We start from the raw sequence: 21,627 nt of genomic DNA, 5'->3' as shown, positions 1-21,627 counted from the left end.
TGGTGCGCATTCATGGACTTTGACGCCGGCGCCGCCACAGCTGCTGCCCGAGGAATCCCACGATGGCCATGTTGGCCAGCGCCACAGCAGCCGATGCCACGCTCGGCCGGTGCGCGAAGTGCCATAGCTCGAACGGGATGTACAGCGCTCCGGACAGCGCGCCCAGCCATTCGCCCCACCACCGGTCCTGCCACAGTCCGTAGGCCTCGGCGAAGCGCACCAGCACATAGGCTGCGGCGGCAAGCAGCAAGGGCTTGAGATTGGTGCCCATCAGGTGATCGATGTCGGTGAGAACCATGGCCGGATAGCGGTCGCCTGGCGCGAGGCCGATATGCCCGATCAACGAGGCCACGATGTGGTGCAGGTCGTGGGGCAGCAGCCCCACGAAGCCCAGGCTGGCCGCCAGGGCTGCAAATCCCTTGAGGGCCTCGAAGGCGGCAATGGCGCGCAGTGCCTGGCGATGAGGTGGCGGGACGTCCCCAGGCGTTGGCGGGTGCATGCCTGGCATGGTAGCCGCAGTGGGTGCTTGCCTATCGCTCGATCTGCCGCCTGGTGCGGTTCGGGCGTGGCGCCCTGGGCGCCGGGCGCGCCAGATCGGCATTCGTCTGCTCCAGCCAAAGCAGTGAATCCATCTGCGCCATGAACCTGCGCATGTAGTCTGGCGAGAGCCCGCGCATGAGGCCCAGCGAGCGCAGCATGAGCTTGTGCGAGTTGAGGGGGCCTGCGTTTTCGGGCGCCTTGTGCAGTGCCTGCGTGACCTGCTGGTCGGCGGAGATCTTGGACCAGACCTCGCTGAACTGGCGCACGCTCTTCATTTCCGATGTGCTGGTGCTTTCGCTGGTACGCACGTGGTCGGCCTCGGCCTGCGCGCGTGCAGCCAGATTGCGGTTGAGCAGGGCCAGAGGCGAGTCCGTTGCACAGGTGGCGCGCAAGGGCGGTGCTGGCGATGGGGTGGCAGCACCGGCCCGCGCGGCGTAGTCGACCACGGCGGCCTGCAGCCGCTGCTGCAGCAAGGCCTGCACGGCGAGCGGTTGTGCCTGCATGCGCCGCGCCAGAGCCTCCAGGTACTGGAAACGCGCGGGATCATGGCCGTCGCTGCCATCCGCCTTCAAGGACTCCAGCGTGGGCTCGCTCATGGCGGTTTGGGCTTGGATGCCCTGGGCACCGGGGCCATTTCCACGCGGCGGTTCTGCGCGCGGCCCTTTTCGTCGGCGTTGTCGGCCACGGGCTGCTCGGCGCCGAAGGCTGCGGCAAACACCTGGGACGAAGGCATGCCTTCTTCGGCCAGTGCACGGGTCACGGTCAGCGCGCGCTGGGCCGATAGTTCCAGGTTGTCGGCAAAGCGCTGGCTGCCGCCGCTGCGCAGCAAGGTGTTGTCGGTGAAGCCGCTGACCATCAGCATCTCGTCGCGCTCGCGCAGGTACACCAGCAGGGGCTGCACCAGGGTGGTCAGCAACTGGCGCCCCTCGGGCCGCAGCTCGGCCGATCCCGTGGCGAACAGCACGCTGCCGCTGATGCCGATGCGGCCGTTGCTCACCGTCACGCGGCCGCTGGCCAGGGGGATGGCCAGGGCCTTTTCCAGCGCCATGCGGCGCTGCTCTTCCGCCTGGCGTTTTTCCACCTCCTGCTTGAGGCTGCTCACCAGGTCGATCTGCACCACCAGCACGCCCACCAGGATCAGCACGAAGGCGCCCAGCAGGCCGGCCATCAGGTCGCCGAACACGGCCCAGACCGGGGCAGTCTGCTCGGTGGCGTCGTCCAGGGTGTCGTCAAAACCCATCCCCGTCATGCGGCCACTCCCTGGGCCGATGCGGTGGCCGCAGCCTGCCCGTGCAGGCGGCGCAGGTCTTCGACGATGCCCTGCTGCGAGGAGATGCTCAGGTCGATCACCTCGCGCGCCTGGGCCACGTAGTAGGCCAGTTGCTCGTCGCTGCGGCCCAGGGACTGGCCGATGGCGCTTTCGATGCCCTGCAGGCCCTGCAGCAGCTTGTCGTTGCTGGCGGTGAACAAGCCCACGCCGTGGCTGAACGACTCACCCAGGCTGGCCAGTTCCACGGCGCTGGCCGCCACGTGCACGGCCACCTCGTCCACCTTGCCGGCTTGCGTGCCCAGGGCCTCACTGAACTGCTGGCCCGCCTGCTCGAGCACCTGGGCGGCCGAACCGACCAGCGATTCGATGGCGGCGCGCTGCTGCACGGCGGCCTCATTGACGGAATGCAGCAGCGTGGCGAGCTGCTCCATCATGGCCGTGCGTTCTTCCAGCGCGAGGTTGTCGCGCTCGCCCAAGCGAGTCATCTCCTGGCGCAGCTGGGTGATCACCTCGGCCGCGGCCTGCGGCACGTCGGATGCCGTCTGCAGCAGGCGCGTGAGGGGCGCCTCGAGCGCCGAGCCCAGCGTGGCCAGGTGTCCGGCCACGGCGGCCTGCAGCGCATCGAGCCGCTCCACGGCTGCCTGGCCGCGCGCGGCCTCGTCATCGCGCAGGGCTGCGAGCTCGGTGCGCCACACGGCGGTGAGGCTGTCCATGCGCTCGCCCTGGGCCTCTTCCCAGCGGGCTTCGGCCTCGACGCGCGTGCGCAGCAGCGCATCGGACTGCTCCATCAGGCGGGCGCTGCTGCCCAGGGTCTGCTCCACCTGACCGGACATGCGTTCGGTGAGTTGGGTCGCCGTGCCTTCCAGCGTGCGGTACAGGCCTTGCTGCTGTTCGGCGGCCTGGGCGCCTGCGCGCTGCAGCTCGGCCGTGACGGCGCCGGCCATGCCCTCCATGGAGCGGCTCCAGGTCTCCAGGCGCTGCTGGTCGGCCTGCACCTGGGCCGTGTGCGATTGCGCCACGGTGTCCTGCAGCGAGGCCAGCAGGGCGCTGGCGCGTTGCTCGAAGGACTGCGTGGCCGCCTGCAGTGCGCGGTCGAGTTGCGTGGCGGCGCCCTCCAGGGCCTGGCCCACGGCGCGCTGCTGCTCCACCGTATGCGTGCCTGCGCGCTGCCATTCGGCAACCAGAGTGCCGGCCATGCCTTCCATGGAGCGGTTCCAGCCTTCGAGGCGCTGCTGGTCGGTCTGTACCTGTGCCGCATGCGACTGCGCCACGGTGTCCTGCAGCGATGCCAGCAGGGCGCTGGCGCGCTGCTCGAAGGACTGCGTGGCGGCCTGCAGTGCGCGCTCGAGCTGCGTGGCGGCGCCTTCCAGGGCCTGGCCTGCGGCACGTTGCTGCTCTGCCGTCTGGGCGCCGGCGCGTTGCCATTCGTCAGCCAGCGTGCCGGCCATGCCTTCCATGGAGCGGTTCCAGCCTTCAAGCCGCTGCTGGTCGGCCTGGGCCTGGGACGCATGGGACTGGGCGACCGTGTCCTGCAGCGAGGCGAGCAGGCTGCCCGCGCGCTGGTCGAAAGCCTGGCTGGCGGCTTGCAGCGTCTGGTCGAGTTGTGCGGCAGCACCGGCCAGTGCCAGGCCCACCTCGCGTTGCTGTGCTGCGGTCCGCTCGCCTGCGCGCTGCCATTCGGCGGTGAGGGCGCTGGCCGTGCCCTCCATGGAGCGGTTCCAGCCTTCCAGCCGTTGCTGGTCGGCCGCGGCCTGGGCGGCGTGGGAGTGGTCCACGGTTTCCCTGAGCGAGCCCAGCAGCGCACCCGTGCGCTGCTCGAAGCCTTGCGCCACGGTCTGCAGCGCGCCGTCGAGCTGTGTGACCAGGTGGCCCTGGGTCTCGCGCTGGCTGTGCAGTGCGTCGGTCCAGGTGGCGGCCACCTGGCGGGCCGTGCCCTCCCATTGGGCGGACAGGGCCTGCAGCTGCGCATCGGTGGCCTCGCGCAGGCGCAGGTGCGAGCGCTCGGCCTCCTGCGCCAGAGCGGCCATGGCCTGTTCGACCACCGGGCGGATGCTGTCCCCGGCCTGGCGGGCGCTGGCGGCCAGGCTGTCCTGCAGCGATGCGCCCACGGTGCTGGCCAGCGCGGTGTAGGCGGTCGCGGCTTCGCGGTGAAAGCCCTGCTGGTGGCTGACCAGTTGCTCGTTGAGCTGCCCGTGGCGGCGCTCCAGGCCTTCCATCAGGTTCTGCAGGCGCTCGGCAATCAGCGGCATGGCCTGGGCCTGGGTCTGCAGGGCGGCAAACATCCCATCGCGCTTGTGCGCCGCCGAGAAGGGGCGCAGCAGGGTGGCGATGCGGGTGTCGAGCAGGCGCAGCACCTGCAGGCGCTCGCGCCGGGCCAGGGCGGACATCAGGCCCAGCATGGCCGAGGTGGCCACGCCGGCCACCGAGGTGCCGAACGCCAGGCCCAAACCCTTGATGGGCGCGGCCAGCGCCGCGCGGATGGCGTCGAGGTTGGACGAGGCTTCCAGCGCGAACACCGCGCCCTGGAAGGTGACCACCATCCCGAGGAAGGTGCCCAGCATGCCCAGCATGACCAGCAGGCCCACCAGGTAGGGTGCCAGGGCCGGGCCGGGCAGCGCCACGCGCTCGCCCTCGATGCGCTGGCGCACGGGGTGGCGCAGGGCCGGGGGCAGGCGCTCCAGCCAAGCGGCGAGGTCCGCCTGCGGCTCGACCGGGACATCGGCCAGCGCGCGGGCCAGGGCGCCGGTGGCCGAGCGGAACTGCTGCAGCTCGTAGGCGCCCAGCAGGTAGACCGCCGCGATCACGGCCGTCATGGCCAGCGCCAGTGGGCTGGTGCCCACGAAACCCCAGGCCACCCAACCGGCGACCGCCAGGCCGGCTGCAAACACGCCGGCCATCACACTCTTGTTCATTCCTGATTACCTGTTCTTCTGTTCTCGTTGCGGGCTGCCTCCAGCAGCCCCATGATCGGTTGCATGCGCACCTGCATCTCGGCCAGCAGCAGGGCCTGCAGGTCCTGCTCGAAACCGGCAAGCCAGCCGCCGGCCTGGCGCCAGCGCAGCGGGTCGTCGGCCTGGCCCGAGGCCTGCACCCGGGCCTGGTGCGCCTTGCGCAACTGCACGAAGCGCCGCTCCAGGTGGCCGGGCAGCGATGCCCACAGGCGCTGCTCGCGCACGCCCAGCATCTGCTCCATCACCCCGTCCAGCGCCGCCAGTTGCCGCAGGGGCGCTGGGCCTTTGAGCAGGGCGGCGCGCACCTGGGTGCGCAGGGCGCCCAGGCGGGCGTCCAGCTGCTTTTGCTGCTCCGCATAGCGCGGCCCATGGGCTGCGAAATCGGCCTGGACCTGCGGGTCGGGCTGCTCGACGGGGGTGTTGTCGGCACGCTCGCGCAGCGGCCGGGCCGACCGGGCAGGGGCTGTTGCCAGTCGCGTCAGGTCGGCCTTGGTCTTGTGTAGCAGGTCCTCCAGGGCCTGCGCATCGATGGCCGACTCGTCTCCCGCGGCGGACGGGGCCATATGGGCCTCGATCGACCGTAGCGAGCCATTGAGCTCGACTGCATCCACCACACTCAGCCACTGGCCCAGCTGTTCCGCCACGTCCTGCTGTGCCGGGGCACGCTCTGCCCGCGTCCATTGCGCGAGCAGGACGACGAGGCGTGAGCTATCGATTCGTTGGTGCAGATACATCCCGGGGGTAGCCATTCACTTCGCCTGCAGCCCTCATGGGAGGCAGGCATCCGGGAAACGGGTCCCCGTGGGCAAAACCGCGTATTTTCGTTCATATGGGCCAGGATCCCGAAAAGCGGGGCCCCGGCGTTGCAGCTGTTACATGAAATGCGGGCCGGAAAAGCGGTCCTGGAGGCAATACATCGAAAAGCCGCAGCAAGATGGCATCTTCTGTCGCTATTTTTTGTCAAACGTCGCGCAAGCATCGCGTCGCCGAAGAAGGCCATTGCCCTTGCCAAGGGGTGTGGCAGGCCACTGCTGTATAAGCAATCAGTAATGCAATCCCAAAAATACTCCCCCGCGAATTCCTGTGGCTTCTGCGGAGCGACCAGCTACCGCCGCGTAGTGGCACGCGACACCCAGGGCGTGCTGCGCGCCACCGAGCGGCTCCTGTGCACGGGCTGCACACGCGAGTTTGCCGACGTGAAGACCTGGCGCCAGGGCATGCAGGACGCGCCCGCTGTTTTTTCTCCAGCGGTCTAGCGCCGGAAGAGGGCTGGGTGGCCGCGCCGGTCAGAGGCACTCAGAGGAACTGGGCCCTGAGTCCGACCATGATGCGCCGGCCCGCGGCAGGCTCGAAGAAGCGGCCGTTGCCGTCGTTCACGATCAGCGAGCCCGCGTAGCGCCGGTCCAGCAGGTTGTCGAGACGGGCCCAGGCCTGCCAGCGCGTGCTGGCAGTGGCGTCGCCGAATGTGTACCCGGCGCGCAGGCCCACCACGGCAAAGCCGGGGGCCGCTTCGCTGTTCACGTCGTTGGCAAACACCTTGCCGGACACATCGAGCGTGGCGCCCAGTTGCCATGCGGCGCTCGGCGCATGGTCCAGCGCCAGCTGCGCCACGTGGCGCGCCGTGCCGGGCAGGCGGTTGCCTGCGGCCACCCGGGCGCCCCCGGCACCCGCGTAGGCATCCCCGAAGAAGGCGTCGAGCCAGGTGTAGGCTGCGCGCGGCTTCCAGGCGCCGGCCTGCGCGCTCCAGGCCAGCTCCAGCCCGCGGCGGCGCACGTTGTCGGCGTTCTGGAAGACCGTGCGGCCGTTCACCGTGGCGGCGGGCACGATCTCGCTGCGGCTGCGCGCGTCGAACCAGGCAGCCTGCACCTGGTGCACGGCCCCCTGCCACTTGGCACCGATCTCCATCTGGCGGCTGCGCGAGGCCACCAGACCGAAGTTGGGCCCGGTGTTGTCCCGGCTGTAGGCCATCTCGGCCAGGGTCGGGGTCTCGAAGCCGCGGCCCACGTTGGCATACAGGTTGAGCTGGTCGCCGGCGCTCCACACCAGGCCCAGCACCGGGCTGGTCTGGCGCCAGCGGCGCGCACCGCTGTCGTCGGGGTTGGTGGGGGTGATGAAGTGGTCGCTCACGCGCATGTCCACACGGCTGGCGCGCACGCCTGCCACGGCGCGCCAGGTGGGCGCGAGCCAGGCGTCCACCTGGGCGAAGACGTCGGTGTTGCCGGCACGGTCGCGCTCGTTGCGGCGCAGTGCGCCGGCCTCGCCGTTCTGGTTGACGAAGCCCTGGCGCTGCTCGGAGAGCCGGTCGGCATCCACGCCCAGGGTCCAGGTGAGCGGCAGGCCCGAGGGCATCTTCGCGCTGTGCGTCCAGGCCAGGCCCAGGCCGTGGTAGTCGCGGTCCAGGTCGACCACGCCGCCGGCGCTGTTTTCGGCCGCACCGCTGAACGACAGGTACTGGGTGAGCGAGCGCCTGCCGCCGTAGGCGCGGGCGCGCACGCTGTCGGCGGCGCCCAGTTGCCGCTCCAGCACCAGGCCCCACTGGTTCTGCGCCACCGACTTGCGTGTGCCGAAGATGTCGGCCACCTCGGGTGCCTGGCGCGGGTTGGCGTGGAACTGCGCGCGCGTCAGGCCCAGCGGGTCCTGTGCGTCGGGCTGGTGGTAGAGGTTGAGCAGGGCGGTGATCTTCGTGTCCGCATCGGGGCGGGCCACGAGCTTGCCGTTGAGGTGGGTGCGCCGTGCGGCGCTGTGGTCGCGCCAGCCATCGGTCTCGAAGCGCGAGACGTCCAGCAGGCCTGAGAGCGCGCGGTCGCCGAAGTCGAACGAGGCACCGGCCAGCCGCTGGCCGAATGAGCCTGCAGCCACCGAGGCCTGGGCCCCGCCGCCCGCGCGCGGGTCGCGGGTGCTCACCTGCAGCACGCCGCCGGCGGCATTGCCATAGAGCTGCGCCAGCGGGCCGCGCAGCACCTCGACCTGGGCGGCCGACTGCAGCTGCGCCGTGGCCGCCTGGCCCTGGCCATCGGGCATGGTGGCGGGGATGCCGTCCACCAGGATGCGCACCCCGCGCACGCCGAAGGTGGAGCGCGCGCCGAAGCCGCGCACCGCGATCTGCAGGTCCTGCGCATGGTTCTGCCGGTCCAGTGCCACCACGCCGGCCTGGCCGACCAGCAGTTCGGACAGGTGGACCAGCGGCGTTGCGGCCGTGAAACCGTCCACCGGCACGCTGGTGTGGCTGGCCGCGCTGTCGAAGCGTCGCTGGGCCTCGGCGTTGCCCTGCACCTCGACAGGGGCCAGCGTGCCCCCTTCTCGGGGCTGCGCCATGGCGGGTGCTGCTGCCAGGGCGGCCAGCGCCGCAAGCACCGTGGACAGGGCCGGAGCGCGGTAGCCGGGCGGATGGCGGTGCGGGGCAAGGGCAGGGAGCATGGGCGAAGGTGGGAGTGGCAAGGGCGTGGCCAGCGTAGCGCAGGACGCCGGCGCGGCCTGTCAGCGAATGCCCCTGGATCGGCCTTGCCCTGGCCGGTCTGCGGGCGGAAAGCCACAGCATGCCTCATTCCTGTCACATTGCCATGCGAAGGTGAGGCTCGGGGCGCCACGGCGTCCCTGCTGCGCCCGCCGCCGGGCAACTCGCGGGTTGCCTTATCCTGCAACCCCTATGCCCTCGACACCTGTTCCCGCAACCGGCCCGCTGCCTTTCGACCACCGACGCGGTCTGGCGGGCGCATTGCTGTGGATGGTGGTGGCCCAGGCCTCGCAGGCCTATGCCTTCGGCAGCCTGGACATGAGCCTCGTCTGGCCGGCCGACGGCATCGCCATCGGGCTGGTGCTGGCCTATGGGCTGCGCATGCTGTGGTTCCTGGGCGCGGCCGTGGCTCTGTGGCATGCCCTGCACAGCATCCCCGTGCTGCAGTCGCTGATCGGCGTGGTGGCCTTGGTGGCTGCCGTCGGCCTGGTGTGGTGGCTGATGCAGCGGGACCGGCGCCATGAGGCGGGGCGCAACCCGGTTGCCACGGCCATCCGCTTCCATGCCCTGACCGTGCTGCCGGGTGCGGCGGTCCTCACGGCGCTGGGCAGCTGGCAGTTCCTGCTCGCTCCGGGCGGGCCGCCGGGCGGCGTCCTGCGCGTGGCGGGTGTCATGGGCATGTCCGAGGTGTTCGGCATCCTGCTGTTCACGCGGCTCACCGAGATGGCGGCCCACGCGCTCGATGGCGGCTGGCGGGCCGGCCCCTTGCAGTGGGCGCGGTGGCAGACCTTCTGCCTGGCAGGCCTGGTGCTTGTCATGGCCATGGCGCAATGGGGCTCTTCGGTGGTGGGGGCGGGCATCGGTCCATCCGTGCGTTACGTCGTCTTCCTGCTGGTGGCCTGGGCCGCCTACCGCGGCAGCCCGCTGTTCGTGCACCTGGCCACGGCGCTCTCGGCGCTGACCCTGCTGGCCTTCACGCCCCCCTTGCCGGCAGGCCACAGCCCTTACCTGATGGTGCTCGACCAGGCCGTGCTCATGGTCTGCCTGGCGGCGCTCAGCTTCTTCGCCTCGGCCACGATGGAGCATCGCCGGCAGATGGAGCGCAGCCTGCACGAGGCCGCCAGCAACGATGGCCTGACGGGTTTTCTCAACGAGCGCGGCCTGCTCAAGGCCCTCAAGGCGGCAGGGCCGGGCCCCGTCCACCTGATCGGCATGAGCCTGCACAACCTGGAGCATGTGGTGGATCTGATCGGCCTGGGCCCCACGCGCGAGATCGAGCAGGACGTGTCCATCTACCTGCGCAACCAGTTGGGCCGCGGCTGTCTCTATGCCCGGCCGCGCGATGGGTTCTTCGTGGTGGCCGTGCCGGTGGCGGCCGGCGACGTGCATGCACGGCTGCTGCAGCTGCGCACCGCGCTGGACGGGCGCCGCTATGTCTTTGTCGAGCACAGCGTGCGCATCCAGGCAGCGTTCGGGCTGCTGCCGCTGGACGAGGGGCAGGCCCTGGGCGACGACGTGCTGGCAGCGCTGATGCTGCTGTGCGAGGTGGATGGCGACCCCGCGCTGAGCGACCGGCATGCGCAGGGCATGGACCTGGCGCCAGGCCACCTGATGCGCATCCGCCGGGGCCAGCTGTCCCAGATCGAGGCGCTCAAGGACGCCCTGCGCCTGCCCGCCGGCAGCCCGGAGACCAGCGGCCTGTGGCTGGCCTGCCAGCCCATCCGGTCGGCGCATGGCGACCACGACGGCGACCTGGGCGTGGAGGTGCTGCTGCGCTGGTCCTCGGGCGGCGGATCGCCGCACCTGCCGGGGGAATTCCTGCCGCTGGCCGAGCGCTACGGCCTCATGCCGCAGGTGGACCGGTGGGTCATCACGCAGGTGTTTGCGGCCCTCGTGGCCCATGGCATCTCCCGCCGCGACCTGGGCAAGGTGGCGATCAACCTGTCGGGCTCGTCGGTGTCGGACCCGCGGCTGCTCGCCCACATCGACCAGTGCCTGGCTGCCAGCGGGCTCGACCCCGCGATGTTCTGCTTCGAGGTCACGGAGACCGCCGGCATCGTGCAGCGCAGCCGCGCCGTGGACCTGCTGGCCAGCCTGCGCGCCATGGGGGCGCGCACCTCGCTCGATGATTTCGGCACCGGCCTGGCGACCTTCGACTACCTCAAGTCGCTGCCGCTCGATTTCGTGAAGATCGATGGCAGCTTCGTGCGCGACGTGCTGTCCTCGCGGGTCGACCAGCGCGTCGTGCTGGCCATCTGCGACGTGGCGCGGACGATGGGGCTCACGACCATCGCCGAATTCGTCGAGACGCCGGCCCAGCGCTCGCTGCTGGCCGCCTATGGCGTGGACTATGTGCAGGGATTCGGCATTGCCAAGCCCCTGCCGTTCACGCAGTACCTGCAGCAACTGGTGCGCCGCGATCCGCGCACGGCGGCGCAGGCGGCGCCCGCCCCGGCCCTGGCCGGGCGATGGCAGGCAGGGCATGGGCGCCTGGTGCCGGGCCTGGCGCCCAGTGAATGACATGGCAGTCCCTGGCGGGGCCATTTGTCACGCAACCGCAATATGTGACTTGTAAGCTCTGGTGACATTTCCTGCCGCGACGGCCCTCCTCATGTCCGAACTCCCCGCCTATCTGCAAGACTGCCGTCCGCGATTTCGCCAGCCCAGCGCCGGGGACATGTGTGTCGAGGTGCCCTGGATGGCGGTCGAGGAGACCAATGAAAAGGTCATGGAGATCTTCTCCGAGCACAAGGACCTGATCAGCCTGCCGGTCGTCGAGAAGGGCCGCCCCATCGGGCTGATCAACCGCGACATCTTCATGTCCGAGATGAGCAAGCCCTACCGCTGGGAAATCTACGGGCGCAAGAACTGCATCGCCTTCATGGACAAGGCGCCGCTGATCGTCGATGCCGCCATGGGCATCGAGGAGCTGACCTTCAAGACCGTGGAATATGGCGAGAAGGCGCTGTCGGACGGCTTCATCGTTGCGCGCGACGGATCTTTCGTCGGCGTCGGCCACGGCCTGCAGCTGATGCGCGTGGTGGCCGAACTGCAGGCCGCGCGCAACCGCCAGGTGATGCACAGCATCGAGTACGCCAGCGTGATCCAGCGCTCCATGCTGCGGGCTTCGCGCGATGCCCTGGTGCAGGCACAGGCCGATGCCGACCTGGTCTGGGAGCCGCGCGACGTGGTGGGCGGCGACTTCTACCAGTTCACCGCCATGCCCGACGGCTGGTTCGCCACCGTGGCCGACTGCACCGGCCATGGCGTGCCCGGCGCCTTCATGACGCTGATCGCATCGAGCACCCTGGGCAAGGCCATCGAGCAGTTCGGTCCGCGCGATCCGGCACAGCTGCTGTCCAGCGTCAACCGCTCCATCAAGCAGATGCTCGGCCAGATGGACGGCCAGGACGATACCCCCGGGTCGGACGACGGCATGGATGCCGCCTGCTTCTGGTACGAGCCCGCCACGCGCGAGCTGCGCTTTGCCGGCGCCAACCTCTCGCTCTTCGTGCTGGAGCCCGGTGTCGACGCCGTGCAGGTGGTGGCCGGCGAGCGCAAGGGCGTGGGCTACGTGGACAGCGCGTTCGACTACACCTGGACCACACGCACCGTGGCACTGGCACCCGGCAGCCTGGTGTTCGTGACCACCGATGGCCTGATCGACCAGGTCGGCGGCCCCAAGGCCATCACCTTCGGCAAGCGCCGCATCCAGGAGGTGATCGTGGCCCAGCGCGAGCAGACCCCCGCGCAACTGAACGCCGCCATGCAGCAGGCGCTGCAGGCCTGGCAGGGCAGCCACCAGCGCCGCGACGACCTGACCTTCTTCTGTTTTCGGGCCTAGAACCCCTGGCCCCACACCCTGAAATCCCGGATGGACAACCTCTACATTCCCCCCACCCCCAGCTCGCCGGAAGTGGACTTCAAGTTCGACGAGAACACGCTCGGCCTGCGTGGCGAGTCGTACCCCGAGAACGCTGCGGCGTTCTACGGCGACATCCTGCGCCAGCTGGAGGCCTACCTGGGTGCCTGCAGCGACAAGAAGATCAGCGTCAGCATCGCCCTGGCGTACTTCAACAGCTCCAGCACGAAGATGCTGTTCAACCTGGTCGGCCTGCTCAGCGATGCCGCCGAGGCGGGCAACGAGGTGGTGCTCAACTGGTTCCACGACGAAGAGGACGACACCATCTTCGAATTCGGCCAGGAGCTCAAGGACGACTTCACGGCCATCCAGTTCGTCAACCACGCAGTGAAATCGGCGTGACGGGTTTCGATGTCCGACGCACCTGACCTGTTCGATGCCGAAAGCCGCGCCTTGCAGGCGGCGCGCCTGGCCTTCGATGACGCGGCCAGCCCGCCGAGCGCGCACCGCCACGCCCTGGGCGAACTCCTGACCTCCTACGAGCGCCTGCTGCGCGAAACGCGCCGCATGGTGCGGCGCAGCGACCGCGCCGAGCTGGAGATGAACCAGCTCAACCAGCGCCTGCAGGACCTCACCGGCCAGCTGGAGTACCGCGCCACGCACGACCCGCTCACGGGCGTGCTCAACCGCGCGGCCATCATCGAGCGCTCCAACCGCTACCTGGCCAGCGACAGCCTGGCGCTGATCGTCCTGGACATCGACCACTTCAAACGCGTCAACGATTCGTTCGGCCACCCGGTCGGCGACACGGTGATCTGCGGCGTGGTGGACTGCCTCAAGGGCGTGGCGCCTTCCATCGCCCAGATCGGGCGCGTGGGCGGGGAGGAGTTCACTGCGCTGCTTCCCGGCCTCTCGCTCGAATCGGCGGCCCATGCGGCCGAGGGCATGCGCCGGGCCATTGCGGCCCATGATTTCCAGCTGCCGGACCACAGCCGCGTGACCGCCAGCTTCGGCGTGAGCTGGCAGGAGCGGGGCAGCAGCTTCGATGCCGCCTATGGCAGTGCCGACGAGGCCCTGTACCAGGCCAAGCGGGCCGGGCGCAACCAGGTGGCCCGCGCGGCCATGGTCGAGGCCTGAAGTAAAGCACCCCCGCAGGCGCTTCGCGCCTTCATCCCTCTCTCGCATTGCTGCGCGATGGCGCCCAGCGCCAAGAATTGCTTGAACGGGCGGGGGGTGGGTAGTGCGCGCTTGCCACACGACAGCGACGACGCATGCGGTTTTCTTGAAAATACTGTATATTTTTACAGTATCTACAAGGAGCCTTGCATGGAAGCCATCGAAACGACCTGTACCGTAGCCCTGCGCGACTATCCTGAACTGCCCCCCAGGGAGCGCATGGCGGCCGAGGGCCGGTACCTGCGGGTGCTGGAGCGCAAGCTGGGTGGCGCCGACGTGGTGGCCGACGCGCTGCGCGCCGTGATGCAGTTGCAGGAGTCCGACGGCAGCGACGTGAGCGCCGAGGACCTGGCGCTGGCCGGCCAGTGGACCAAGGCCGCCAACGCCGCCCGCGAGGCTGGCTACCAGGGCCTGGGCGAGGTCGATGGCGCCTACTTCGAAGTGCGTCTGGCCTGAGCGGCTGCGCGGAGCATGCCGGCATGACACTCGACCAGATCGCCATCGCACTGTGCGGCGCTGTTGCCGCATGGCTGTCCCAGTCCGCCCATGAGCCGGCGCGCCGCCTGGCCTGCCTGGCCGGGCTGATGGCACAGCCATTCGCGTTCTACATTGCCTGGCAGGCCCAGCACTGGGGTGTGCTGGTGCTCGCGCTGGCCTTCACCCTGGCCTGGCTGCGCGGCCTGTGGGTGCACTGGCTGGTGCCGCGCCGGCAGGTGGGGCTGGCCACCATCCAGATGGTGCCGGGAAACAAGGGCTGAGCTTCGGGGTTCGGCTTTGGTGGGGGCTCGGCTGTGGCGTGAGGCGATCCATGCGCAATGGTCGTTATTGTGTTGACCTTCCGGGCTGCACCTGCCACTGTCTCCAGACCTATTGGAGATGACCCATGTTCACCGAAAAAATGCCCGCCAACAGCCAGACGGCCTTGCGCAGGGCGCGCGACTGCCATGAAATCCGGCAGGCGTACACGGGGTTCCTTGCCTCGCTCAAGCAGGCCAGCGGCCTGCCGGACGTGGGTTTCTTCGTGGCCGATGTGGGACAGGACGTGGTGATCACCACACCCTCCGGTGAGTCGTCGCCCTACCTGCTGATCTGCAGCGATGGCGCCGAGTCAGTGTGGGGCCGGGTCATGTTTCTCACGCTCAATCCTCTCACCGGCACCCGGCTGCCCATTTTTGCCGTGCGCCTGCGTCCGGATTCCGTGGTGCTCAACGACGAGGGGACGCGGGAGTGGGAGGTGAGCTTCAAGGACGGCGACCCGTTCAACCAGATCGAGATCAAGCAATTGGTCTATGAGCTGATGTACGGCCAGATCGCGTTCAACAGCAAGGGGCTGATTCCCGAAGACGCCTGAGCGTTGGCAGCGCTCTCCGGTGGGCGCTGTCAGGCGCCATGCTGCAGCTGCGCCCGGTACTGCCCGGGCGGCATGCCGAACCAGCGCTTGCAGGCGCGGAACATGTTGCTCTGGTCGGCAAAGCCCAGCAGGTCGGCCACCTCGGTGAGGTTGCGGCGCGGGTCGGCCAGGTACTGGCGCGCCAGTTCGCGGCGCGTGTCGTCGAGCAACTGCTGGTAGGTGGCCGATTCGGCCTGCAGCCGGCGCTGCAGGGTGCGGTCGGTCATGTTCAGGCGCGCAGCGATGTCGTCGCGGCGCGGCTCCCCTTTGTGCAGGATGCGCGCCACCTCGGCGCGCACGCGCGTGCTCGCCAGCGAATGGCCCAGGTGGTCGAGCTCGGTCTCCACCAGCCGCTCGTGCATGGCCCACAGGCTCGGGTTGTGGGTGGGGATGTCGGCCAGCATGTCGGCCTCGGCCAGCAGGATGCGGCTGGCCGGCTGGCCGAAGCGCGGCAGCAGGCCGAAAGCCTTCTCGTAGCGGGCCTCGCTGCCGGGCGATGGCGCTGGTGTGCTCAGTTCCACGGCCAGGGGGGTGAGCTCGCGGCGCGTAAGCCACCCGCACAGCGTGAACAGGGTGAGCAGCGCGTACTCGACCCGCTGGCGCGGCACCGGGCGCGTGCCGCCGATGTGCGCGATCGAGAACCAGTAGCCGCGCGCTTCGCGCTCCAGCGCGAATGCGGTGCAGTCGGAGATCACGGCCATGTGGCGCGTGAGGTGCTGAAAGCCCACCAACAGGTTCGGCCCCGATGCCAGCGCATAGCCCACCACGTCCACGTTGCCGTAGCGTGCGGTGAGCTGCGGGCACAGCCCCAGGTCCACCTTGCCGGAGCGTGCCACGGCCAGGTCCCACAGCTGGCTGATCCGGTCCACATCCACGCGCGCATGCGGCTGCTGCAGTGCCGCCAGGTCGATGCCGGCCTCGGCGCACAGCTCGGCCACGGGCAGGCCCTCGGCGGCCATCATGTCGGTGGTGCCGCGCACCCAGGCGGCGGAACTGGTACGGGGATTCATCGGGTGGAAATCAGGGGCTGAAGGGGATCAGGGTTTACGCGCGGTGGTGCGCTGAAGTCAGTGTTTTGGCAAGGTTGCGATAGTAACGAATGGCCAGCTGCTTTCCACAATCACGGTCGAGGTTGTGCCCTGTTCCCGGTTGTACCCGAGCCAGAGGCCCGACCCATTCCAGAAAACCCCGAAGGAGACAAGACATGGTCGATGTGCGCTGGCGTGCCCAATGCCTGGGAGCAGTTCTTTCCGTGCTGGCGGTCGCCGGCTGCGGCGGTGGTTCCAGCACCCCGCCCGAGGTGCGCGAGACCGCGTACGGCACGGTGCGCGGCGTGGATGCCAGCGCCGGCACGGGCACCTATGCGTGGAAGGGCATCCCCTTCGCCCGGCCCCCCGTGGGCGAGCTGCGCTGGCAGCCCCCGGTGGCGCCCGTGGCCTGGAGCGGCGAGCGCGATGCCACGCGCTTTGGCAATGCCTGCCTGCAGATGGGCCGCCTGTACGGCCCCGGGGCCAACAACCGCTTCGACGACAGCATTGGCCAGACCCTGGGTACGCCCGTGGGCAACGAGGACTGCCTGACGCTGAACATCTGGCGCCCCGCGACCACGCAGGACAACCTGCCGGTGCTGTTGTTCCTGCATGGCGGCAGCGCCATCTCGGGCTACACGGCCGACCCGGTCTACGACGGCGCGGCGCTGGCGCGCTCGGCCAATGCCGTGGTGGTCACGGCCAACTACCGGCTCGACGTGCTGGGCTTCTTCCAGATGCCGCAGCTGCACACCGGCACGCAGGCCTACACCGGCAACTACGCGCTGCTCGACAACGTGCAGGCGCTGTCCTTCATCCAGCGCAACATCGGCAACTTCGGTGGCAATGCGGGCAACGTCACGCTGATGGGCCAGTCGGCCGGTGCCGGCAACGTGCTGGCGCTGCTCACATCGCCCCAGGCCGCGGGCCTGTTCCACAAGGCCCTGCCGATCAGTGGCGGTACCTCGCTGGCCACGCAACTGCCTGCCGGCTCCATCCCCACGCTCAACCCCGCTTCCAAGTACGCAGCCCAGTCATCGGCCTTGCTCGCCGCCCTGGTGCAGGCCGATGGCCTGGCTTCCGACACGATGGGCGCTGCGGCCGTGGTTGCCGGCTGGACGCCTGCGCAGACTGCCAGCTACCTGCGCGGCAAGGATGGCCGCGTGGTGCTGCAGACGGTGCTGCGCGCGGGGCTCACGGGCTCCGGCCCGATTCCCGACAACGTGGTGCTGCCCGCCGATCCGATCGCCGAGATGGCCGCCGGCCGCTACCACAAGGTGCCGGTGCTCTCGGGCTACACCGCCGACGAAGCCAAGCTGTTCGCGCCCTTCCTGGCGCTGCTGGGCGGCAAGCCGGGCATGAAGATCAGCGATGCCGAGCGCTTCGCGATGACGCAGGCCTTCAATCCCGACGCGGCCACCACGCTCACCACGGCGGACATCTTCGATCCGTCCTACCTGCCGGTCACGGCACCCGGCACGGGCTACAACGCGCGCATGAAGCTCCTGGGCAGCGTGTTCATCGAGCCCAGCCGCGACAGCCTGCTCAACACCCTGCGCACCCAGCAGTCCAACGTCTGGAGCTACCAGTTCAACTGGGCCCAGCAGCCGGCGCCCTGGAACGACGTGTACGGTGCGGCCCATGGTTTCGACCTGCCCTTCGTGTTCGGCAACTTCGGCCCCTCGCTGCTGGCCAAGGCGGCCAACAGCACGGCCAACCAGCCGGGCCGGCTGGCGCTCTCGGGCGTGATGATGGACAGCGTGCGTGCCTTCGTGCACACCGGCAACCCCAACCATGCCGGCCTGGGCCAGGAATGGCAGCCCTGGCCGCGCAAGTTCATCTTCGATGCCGACCTGAAGGCCACGCGCCTGAGCGTTCAGTAAGGGTACAAGGCCTGATGCTGCTTCCCATGTCCGTTCATGCTGCTGCGGTGGCGGCGAGGTATGCGCTGAGCGCATCGTCGTCCACGATGGCCACCTTGCCGAAATCCAGCGACACGATGCCCATGCCTTCTAGCGTGCGCAGCACGCGGTTGACCGTCTGGCGCGACAGGCCCACGAGCTGGCCCAGCTCGTCCTGCGTGAGGTTGAGCCGGCGCGTGCTGCGCCAGAACAGGCGGCTCAGGTACAGCGCCACGCGGTGCTCGGTGGACTGCGTGCGCCCGGCCTCGATGATGGTCATGGCCTGGCCGAGCCGCATGTTCAGGTGCAGCACCAGGAACTGGTTGAACGCCAGGCTGGTCTCGCGCAGTTCGGCGAACACGGGCAGCGGCAGGCACATGAGCCGGGTAGGGCGCAATGCCACCACGTGGTATCTGCGCGGCTCGGGCTTCATGGCCGAGCCTTCGCCGAACCACTCGCCGTCGGGCACGCCGATGAAGGCCGACGAGCGGCCGCGGCTGGCCGGGCTCTGCAGCATCACCAGGCCCGAGAGCACGGCATGCCAGCCCTGCACCGCGCTGCCGGCGGGCTTCATGACATCGCCCTTGTCGCCGCTTTCCTCGAACACCCCGGCGCGCACGCGCTCCTGCGTGGCGGCCGGCAGCCCGGCAAACCAGGGCTGGGCGGTGATGAAGCGCTGGGCGTGCGGGGCGGTGCAGAGCATGCCGCGGATTGTCGCTGCAGCCCCCGCCGTTCAGGGTAATCCCTTGGCCTTTGTCGGGTGGGCGACAGGTGTTGGCGCGGCAGGCCCCGCGCTGCACACTGCGCAGCCAGCAAAGCCGCGTGGCACGCAGCCGAAAGGGGCGCTTCGGAGACCCCGCAGCAGGCCTGCGCGCGTTACGATGATTGCCACTTTCACCACAAAATCCAAGGAGCACACATGCTGGGCCTGATGCAGAGCCAACCCCTGTTGATCTCGTCGCTGATCGAGTTCGCCGAACGCCACCATGGCGACGCCGAAATCGTCTCGCGGCGCGTGGAGGGCGACATCCACCGCTACACCTACAAGGACCTGGCCCAGCGTGCACGCCGCCTGGCCAATGCCCTGGACGGCCTGGGCCTGGAGTTCAGCGACCGCGTGGCCACGCTGGCCTGGAATGGCTACCGCCACATGGAGATGTACTTCGGCGTCTCCGGCTCGGGCCGCGTGCTGCACACCATCAACCCGCGCCTGCACCCCGAGCAGATCGCCTGGATCGCCAACCACGCCGAAGACCAGGTGCTGTGCTTCGACCTGACCTTCCTGCCCCTGGTGCAGGCCGTGCACGCCAAGTGCCCCACGGTGAAGAAATGGGTGGCGCTGTGCGACGCCGACAAACTGCCCGCGGACTCCGGCATCCCCGGCCTCACGAGCTACGAGGCCTGGATCGGTGCGCACTCGCCCGACTACGCCTGGCCCGAGTTCGACGAGAACTCGGCGTCGAGCATGTGCTACACCAGCGGCACCACGGGCAACCCCAAGGCAGCGCTGTACAGCCACCGCTCGACCACGCTGCATGCCTATGCCGCGGCGCTGCCCGACGTGATGTGCCTCTCGGCGCGCGATTCCGTGCTGCCCGTGGTGCCCATGTTCCACGTCAATGCCTGGGGCATTCCGTACTCGGCCGCGCTCACCGGCTGCAAGCTGGTGTTCCCCGGCCCGGCCATGGATGGCAAGTCGATCTACGAACTGATCGAAGCCGAGAAGGTGACCTACGCCGCCGGCGTGCCCACCGTCTGGCAGATGATGCTCGGCCACATGAAGCCTGCGGGCCTGAAGTTCTCCACGCTCCGGCGCACGGTGATCGGCGGCTCGGCCTGCCCACCGGCCATGATCCATGCCTTCAAGGAAGACTACGGCGTCGAAGTGCTGCACGCCTGGGGCATGACCGAAATGAGCCCGCTGGGCACGCTGTGCACGCTCAAGAACAAGCACCTCGAGCTGCCCAAGGAAGAGCAGATGAAGGTGCTGCTCAAGCAGGGCCGCGCGATCTATGGCGTGGACATGAAGATCGTCGGTGGCGATGGCGAGGAACTGCCCTGGGACGGCAAGACCTATGGCGACCTGCTGGTCAAGGGCCCGTGGATCGTGGACAGCTACTTCAAGGGCGAGGGCGGCCACCCGCTGGTCAAGGACAAGCACGGGCGCGGCTGGTTCCCCACGGGCGACGTGGCGACCATCGATGCCGACGGCTTCATGCAGATCACCGACCGCAGCAAGGATGTGATCAAGTCCGGCGGCGAGTGGATCAGCTCCATCGACATCGAGAACATCGCCATGGCCCACCCGGCCATTGCCATGGCCGCGTGCGTGGGCATGCCGCACCCCAAGTGGGACGAACGCCCCATCGTGGCCGTGGTCAAGCGCCCGGGCACCGAGGTCACGCGCGAGGAGTTGCTGGCCTTCTTCGAAGGCAAGACCGCCAAGTGGCAGATTCCCGATGACGTGGTGTTCGTGGAGGCGATTCCCCTCGGTGCCACCGGCAAGATGCTCAAGACAAAGTTGCGTGAGCAACTGAAGGACTACAGGCTTCCGGGCCTGTGATCCAGATTGGTGCGGTGCTCGGGGGAGCACTGCGCCAGTCACGTGTGCGACGCCGGTAGGGGCAATCCCTGAGGGGCGTCGTGTTGCAACGCGGTACGCTGCGTCGTGTCGATTTACAAGGAGACAGAACCATGAAATTCGCTATGAAGGCTGTAGCAGCCACCGTCCTGTTGGCGAGCGCTGGCGCGGCGTTCGCTCAAAAAGGTGAGACCGTCAAGATCGCCTGGCTCGACCCGCTTTCGGGCCTGATGGCGGCCGTGGGAACCAACCAGCTCAAGAGCTTCCAGTTCGTCTCCGAAGAGTTCAACAAGAAGAACGCTGCCGGAGTGAAGTTCGAGATCATCGGCATCGACAACAAGCTCAGCCCGCAGGAGACCACCAGCGCCCTGCGCTCGGCCATGGACCAGGGCGCGCGCTACGTGGTGCAGGGCAACGGCTCGGGCCCGGCCCTGGCCATCATCGACGCGCTGGAAAAGCACAACGCGCGCAACCCCGGCAAGGAAGTCGTGTTCCTGAACTACGCTGCCGTGGACCCGGACCTGACCAACAGCAAGTGCAGCTACTGGCACTTCCGCCTGGATGCGGACACCTCCATGAAGATGGAAGCGCTGACCACCTTCATGAAGGACATTCCCGAGGTCAAGAAGGTCTACCTGATCAACCAGAATTACTCGCACGGCCACCAGGTCTCCAAGTTCGCCAAGGAAATCATGGCCCGCAAGCGCCCTGACGTGCAGTTCGTCGGCGACGACCTGCACCCCCTGGCCCAGGTGCGTGACTTCTCGCCCTACATCGCCAAGATCAAGCAGTCGGGCGCCGACAGCGTGATCACCGGCAACTGGGGCTCCGACCTGGCGCTGCTGATCAAGGCCGCCAACGACGCCGGCCTGAACAACGTCAACTTCTACACCTACTACGGCTCGGTCACCGGCAGCCCCACGGCCATGGGTGCCGCCGCTGCAGGCCGCGTGTACATGGTGGCCTATGCGCACATCAACCTGCCGGGCGAACTCAACAAGATCGTGGTGGACTACAAGAAGAAGTTCAACGACGACATGTACACCGGCTCCGTGTACCACGCCTTCTCGATGCTCACCGAGGCCTTCGTGAAGACCAAGTCCACCGACCCCGTGAAGGTGGCCGCCGCCCTGGAAGGCATGAAGTTCAAGAGCTTCAATGGCGAGGTCGAGATGCGCAAGACCGACCACCAGCTGCAGCAGGGCCTGTTCATCTCCAAGTGGGAGAAGGCCGGCGGCAAGTTCCCGCTCGATTCGGAGAGCACCGGCTACACCTTCACGCCGGTGAAGTACTACGAGCCCTTCGTGGCCAGCACGCCCACCTCGTGCCAGATGAAGCGCCCCTAAGGCCTCTGAGCGGCTAACAAAACTCTTCTGGCGTCGTTGCCGCGTCTTGTCGTACTGACCGTACTGCCTGCGACGCAGCGCCTAGCCAGAACCGCTTCGCTGGGTTTTGTGATCCGCTCTTCATTGTT

The 21,627-nt window shown here is 68.6% G+C and carries 19 protein-coding genes; 11 read left to right on the top strand and 8 right to left on the bottom strand.

Translation table 11 applies throughout. The annotated features are described in order from the left end of the window. Positions 1–10 precede the first annotated feature (10 nt). Genes PMI14_RS08155 through PMI14_RS08135 form a run of 5 tightly spaced genes read right to left on the bottom strand, consistent with a single transcriptional unit; the run spans position 11 to position 5,495 of the window. Positions 11–499 (bottom strand): DUF2127 domain-containing protein, encoded by a 489-nt coding sequence (locus PMI14_RS08155; protein ID WP_108016595.1) that lies wholly within the window; start codon positions 497–499, stop codon positions 11–13. Between the two features lie 31 nt (positions 500–530). Then, entirely contained in the window at positions 531–1,136 is a 606-nt protein-coding gene (locus tag PMI14_RS08150) for a DUF2894 domain-containing protein (protein ID WP_007852568.1), read from the bottom strand. Then, on the bottom strand, positions 1,133–1,789 hold the full coding sequence (locus tag PMI14_RS08145; protein WP_007852565.1) for an OmpA family protein: 657 nt from the start codon (positions 1,787–1,789) through the stop codon (positions 1,133–1,135). Before PMI14_RS08145 ends, PMI14_RS08150 begins: the two co-directional genes overlap by 4 nt. Beyond that, positions 1,786–4,722, bottom strand: coding sequence for a DUF802 domain-containing protein (locus PMI14_RS08140; protein ID WP_007852562.1), 2,937 nt, complete (start codon positions 4,720–4,722; stop codon positions 1,786–1,788). The genes PMI14_RS08145 and PMI14_RS08140 overlap by 4 nt, the downstream gene beginning before the upstream one ends. Then, a complete protein-coding gene (locus PMI14_RS08135) occupies positions 4,719–5,495 on the bottom strand; it encodes a DUF3348 family protein (protein WP_035202842.1) in 777 nt (258 codons plus the stop codon). The genes PMI14_RS08140 and PMI14_RS08135 overlap by 4 nt, the downstream gene beginning before the upstream one ends. A 315-nt stretch (positions 5,496–5,810) precedes the next feature. On the opposite strand from PMI14_RS08135, the gene PMI14_RS34785 reads away from it, so the two are divergent. Next, positions 5,811–6,017, top strand: coding sequence for a hypothetical protein (locus PMI14_RS34785; protein WP_007852558.1), 207 nt, complete (start codon positions 5,811–5,813; stop codon positions 6,015–6,017). 40 nt (positions 6,018–6,057) lie between these two features. Here the strand turns inward: PMI14_RS34785 and PMI14_RS08130 are convergent, their stop codons facing one another. After that, entirely contained in the window at positions 6,058–8,178 is a 2,121-nt protein-coding gene (locus PMI14_RS08130) for a TonB-dependent receptor (protein ID WP_007852557.1), read from the bottom strand. Between the two features lie 229 nt (positions 8,179–8,407). Between PMI14_RS08130 and PMI14_RS33440 the strand changes: the two genes are divergently transcribed. From PMI14_RS33440 to PMI14_RS08095, 7 genes are all read left to right on the top strand, one after another. After that, positions 8,408–10,735, top strand: a complete 2,328-nt coding sequence (locus PMI14_RS33440; protein WP_007852554.1) for an EAL domain-containing protein — start codon at positions 8,408–8,410, stop codon at positions 10,733–10,735. Between the two features lie 91 nt (positions 10,736–10,826). Further along, positions 10,827–12,059 (top strand): SpoIIE family protein phosphatase, encoded by a 1,233-nt coding sequence (locus PMI14_RS08120; protein WP_007852553.1) that lies wholly within the window; start codon positions 10,827–10,829, stop codon positions 12,057–12,059. A gap of 30 nt (positions 12,060–12,089) precedes the next feature. After that, positions 12,090–12,479, top strand: a complete 390-nt coding sequence (locus PMI14_RS08115) for a DUF1987 domain-containing protein (RefSeq protein WP_007852551.1) — start codon at positions 12,090–12,092, stop codon at positions 12,477–12,479. 9 nt (positions 12,480–12,488) lie between these two features. After that, positions 12,489–13,214 carry a GGDEF domain-containing protein gene (locus PMI14_RS08110; protein ID WP_007852549.1) on the top strand — a complete coding sequence of 242 codons (726 nt, stop codon included), beginning with the start codon at positions 12,489–12,491 and terminating at the stop codon, positions 13,212–13,214. Positions 13,215–13,403: 189 nt separating this feature from the next. Further along, positions 13,404–13,709: a hypothetical protein gene (locus PMI14_RS08105; protein WP_007852546.1), complete on the top strand. Its 306-nt coding sequence runs from the start codon at positions 13,404–13,406 to the stop codon at positions 13,707–13,709. Between the two features lie 23 nt (positions 13,710–13,732). Continuing rightward, positions 13,733–14,011, top strand: coding sequence for a hypothetical protein (locus PMI14_RS08100; RefSeq protein WP_007852544.1), 279 nt, complete (start codon positions 13,733–13,735; stop codon positions 14,009–14,011). Between the two features lie 125 nt (positions 14,012–14,136). Next, positions 14,137–14,604 (top strand): hypothetical protein, encoded by a 468-nt coding sequence (locus PMI14_RS08095; RefSeq protein ID WP_007852541.1) that lies wholly within the window; start codon positions 14,137–14,139, stop codon positions 14,602–14,604. A gap of 29 nt (positions 14,605–14,633) precedes the next feature. On the opposite strand, the gene PMI14_RS08090 is transcribed toward PMI14_RS08095, so the two are convergent. After that, positions 14,634–15,653: an AraC family transcriptional regulator gene (locus PMI14_RS08090; RefSeq protein WP_007852539.1), complete on the bottom strand. Its 1,020-nt coding sequence runs from the start codon at positions 15,651–15,653 to the stop codon at positions 14,634–14,636. Between the two features lie 194 nt (positions 15,654–15,847). Between PMI14_RS08090 and PMI14_RS08085 the strand changes: the two genes are divergently transcribed. Next, positions 15,848–17,554, top strand: coding sequence for a carboxylesterase/lipase family protein (locus tag PMI14_RS08085; RefSeq protein WP_007852529.1), 1,707 nt, complete (start codon positions 15,848–15,850; stop codon positions 17,552–17,554). Between the two features lie 34 nt (positions 17,555–17,588). Here PMI14_RS08085 and PMI14_RS08080 read toward each other — a convergent pair whose 3' ends face one another. Next, a complete protein-coding gene (locus PMI14_RS08080; protein WP_007852527.1) occupies positions 17,589–18,275 on the bottom strand; it encodes a Crp/Fnr family transcriptional regulator in 687 nt (228 codons plus the stop codon). A gap of 216 nt (positions 18,276–18,491) precedes the next feature. Here PMI14_RS08080 and PMI14_RS08075 point away from each other — a divergent pair, with 216 nt between their 5' ends. Together PMI14_RS08075 and PMI14_RS08070 are read left to right on the top strand one after the other, a co-directional pair. Beyond that, on the top strand, positions 18,492–20,135 hold the full coding sequence (locus PMI14_RS08075; protein WP_007852526.1) for a 3-(methylthio)propionyl-CoA ligase: 1,644 nt from the start codon (positions 18,492–18,494) through the stop codon (positions 20,133–20,135). A gap of 131 nt (positions 20,136–20,266) precedes the next feature. Continuing rightward, positions 20,267–21,499 (top strand): branched-chain amino acid ABC transporter substrate-binding protein, encoded by a 1,233-nt coding sequence (locus tag PMI14_RS08070; protein ID WP_007852524.1) that lies wholly within the window; start codon positions 20,267–20,269, stop codon positions 21,497–21,499. Positions 21,500–21,627 lie beyond the last annotated feature (128 nt).

It is taken from the genome of Acidovorax sp. CF316, assembly GCF_000276605.1.
GTDB lineage: Bacteria > Pseudomonadota > Gammaproteobacteria > Burkholderiales > Burkholderiaceae_C > Acidovorax.
Note: the sequence above shows the minus strand (reverse complement) of the source record. Positions and strands in the feature narration are given on the sequence as shown.

Excerpts from the sequence above, each read along its gene's own strand:
- PMI14_RS08155 (WP_108016595.1), bottom strand. The coding sequence starts at position 499 with ATGCACCCGCCAACGCCTGGGGACGTCCCGCCACCTCATCGCCAGGCA.
- PMI14_RS08150 (WP_007852568.1), bottom strand. The coding sequence starts at position 1,136 with ATGAGCGAGCCCACGCTGGAGTCCTTGAAGGCGGATGGCAGCGACGGC.
- PMI14_RS08145 (WP_007852565.1), bottom strand. The coding sequence starts at position 1,789 with ATGACGGGGATGGGTTTTGACGACACCCTGGACGACGCCACCGAGCAG.
- PMI14_RS08140 (WP_007852562.1), bottom strand. The coding sequence starts at position 4,722 with ATGAACAAGAGTGTGATGGCCGGCGTGTTTGCAGCCGGCCTGGCGGTC.
- PMI14_RS08135 (WP_035202842.1), bottom strand. The coding sequence starts at position 5,495 with ATGTATCTGCACCAACGAATCGATAGCTCACGCCTCGTCGTCCTGCTC.
- PMI14_RS34785 (WP_007852558.1), top strand. The coding sequence starts at position 5,811 with ATGCAATCCCAAAAATACTCCCCCGCGAATTCCTGTGGCTTCTGCGGA.
- PMI14_RS08130 (WP_007852557.1), bottom strand. The coding sequence starts at position 8,178 with ATGCTCCCTGCCCTTGCCCCGCACCGCCATCCGCCCGGCTACCGCGCT.
- PMI14_RS33440 (WP_007852554.1), top strand. The coding sequence starts at position 8,408 with ATGCCCTCGACACCTGTTCCCGCAACCGGCCCGCTGCCTTTCGACCAC.
- PMI14_RS08120 (WP_007852553.1), top strand. The coding sequence starts at position 10,827 with ATGTCCGAACTCCCCGCCTATCTGCAAGACTGCCGTCCGCGATTTCGC.
- PMI14_RS08115 (WP_007852551.1), top strand. The coding sequence starts at position 12,090 with ATGGACAACCTCTACATTCCCCCCACCCCCAGCTCGCCGGAAGTGGAC.
- PMI14_RS08110 (WP_007852549.1), top strand. The coding sequence starts at position 12,489 with ATGTCCGACGCACCTGACCTGTTCGATGCCGAAAGCCGCGCCTTGCAG.
- PMI14_RS08105 (WP_007852546.1), top strand. The coding sequence starts at position 13,404 with ATGGAAGCCATCGAAACGACCTGTACCGTAGCCCTGCGCGACTATCCT.
- PMI14_RS08100 (WP_007852544.1), top strand. The coding sequence starts at position 13,733 with ATGACACTCGACCAGATCGCCATCGCACTGTGCGGCGCTGTTGCCGCA.
- PMI14_RS08095 (WP_007852541.1), top strand. The coding sequence starts at position 14,137 with ATGTTCACCGAAAAAATGCCCGCCAACAGCCAGACGGCCTTGCGCAGG.
- PMI14_RS08090 (WP_007852539.1), bottom strand. The coding sequence starts at position 15,653 with ATGAATCCCCGTACCAGTTCCGCCGCCTGGGTGCGCGGCACCACCGAC.
- PMI14_RS08085 (WP_007852529.1), top strand. The coding sequence starts at position 15,848 with ATGGTCGATGTGCGCTGGCGTGCCCAATGCCTGGGAGCAGTTCTTTCC.
- PMI14_RS08080 (WP_007852527.1), bottom strand. The coding sequence starts at position 18,275 with ATGCTCTGCACCGCCCCGCACGCCCAGCGCTTCATCACCGCCCAGCCC.
- PMI14_RS08075 (WP_007852526.1), top strand. The coding sequence starts at position 18,492 with ATGCTGGGCCTGATGCAGAGCCAACCCCTGTTGATCTCGTCGCTGATC.
- PMI14_RS08070 (WP_007852524.1), top strand. The coding sequence starts at position 20,267 with ATGAAATTCGCTATGAAGGCTGTAGCAGCCACCGTCCTGTTGGCGAGC.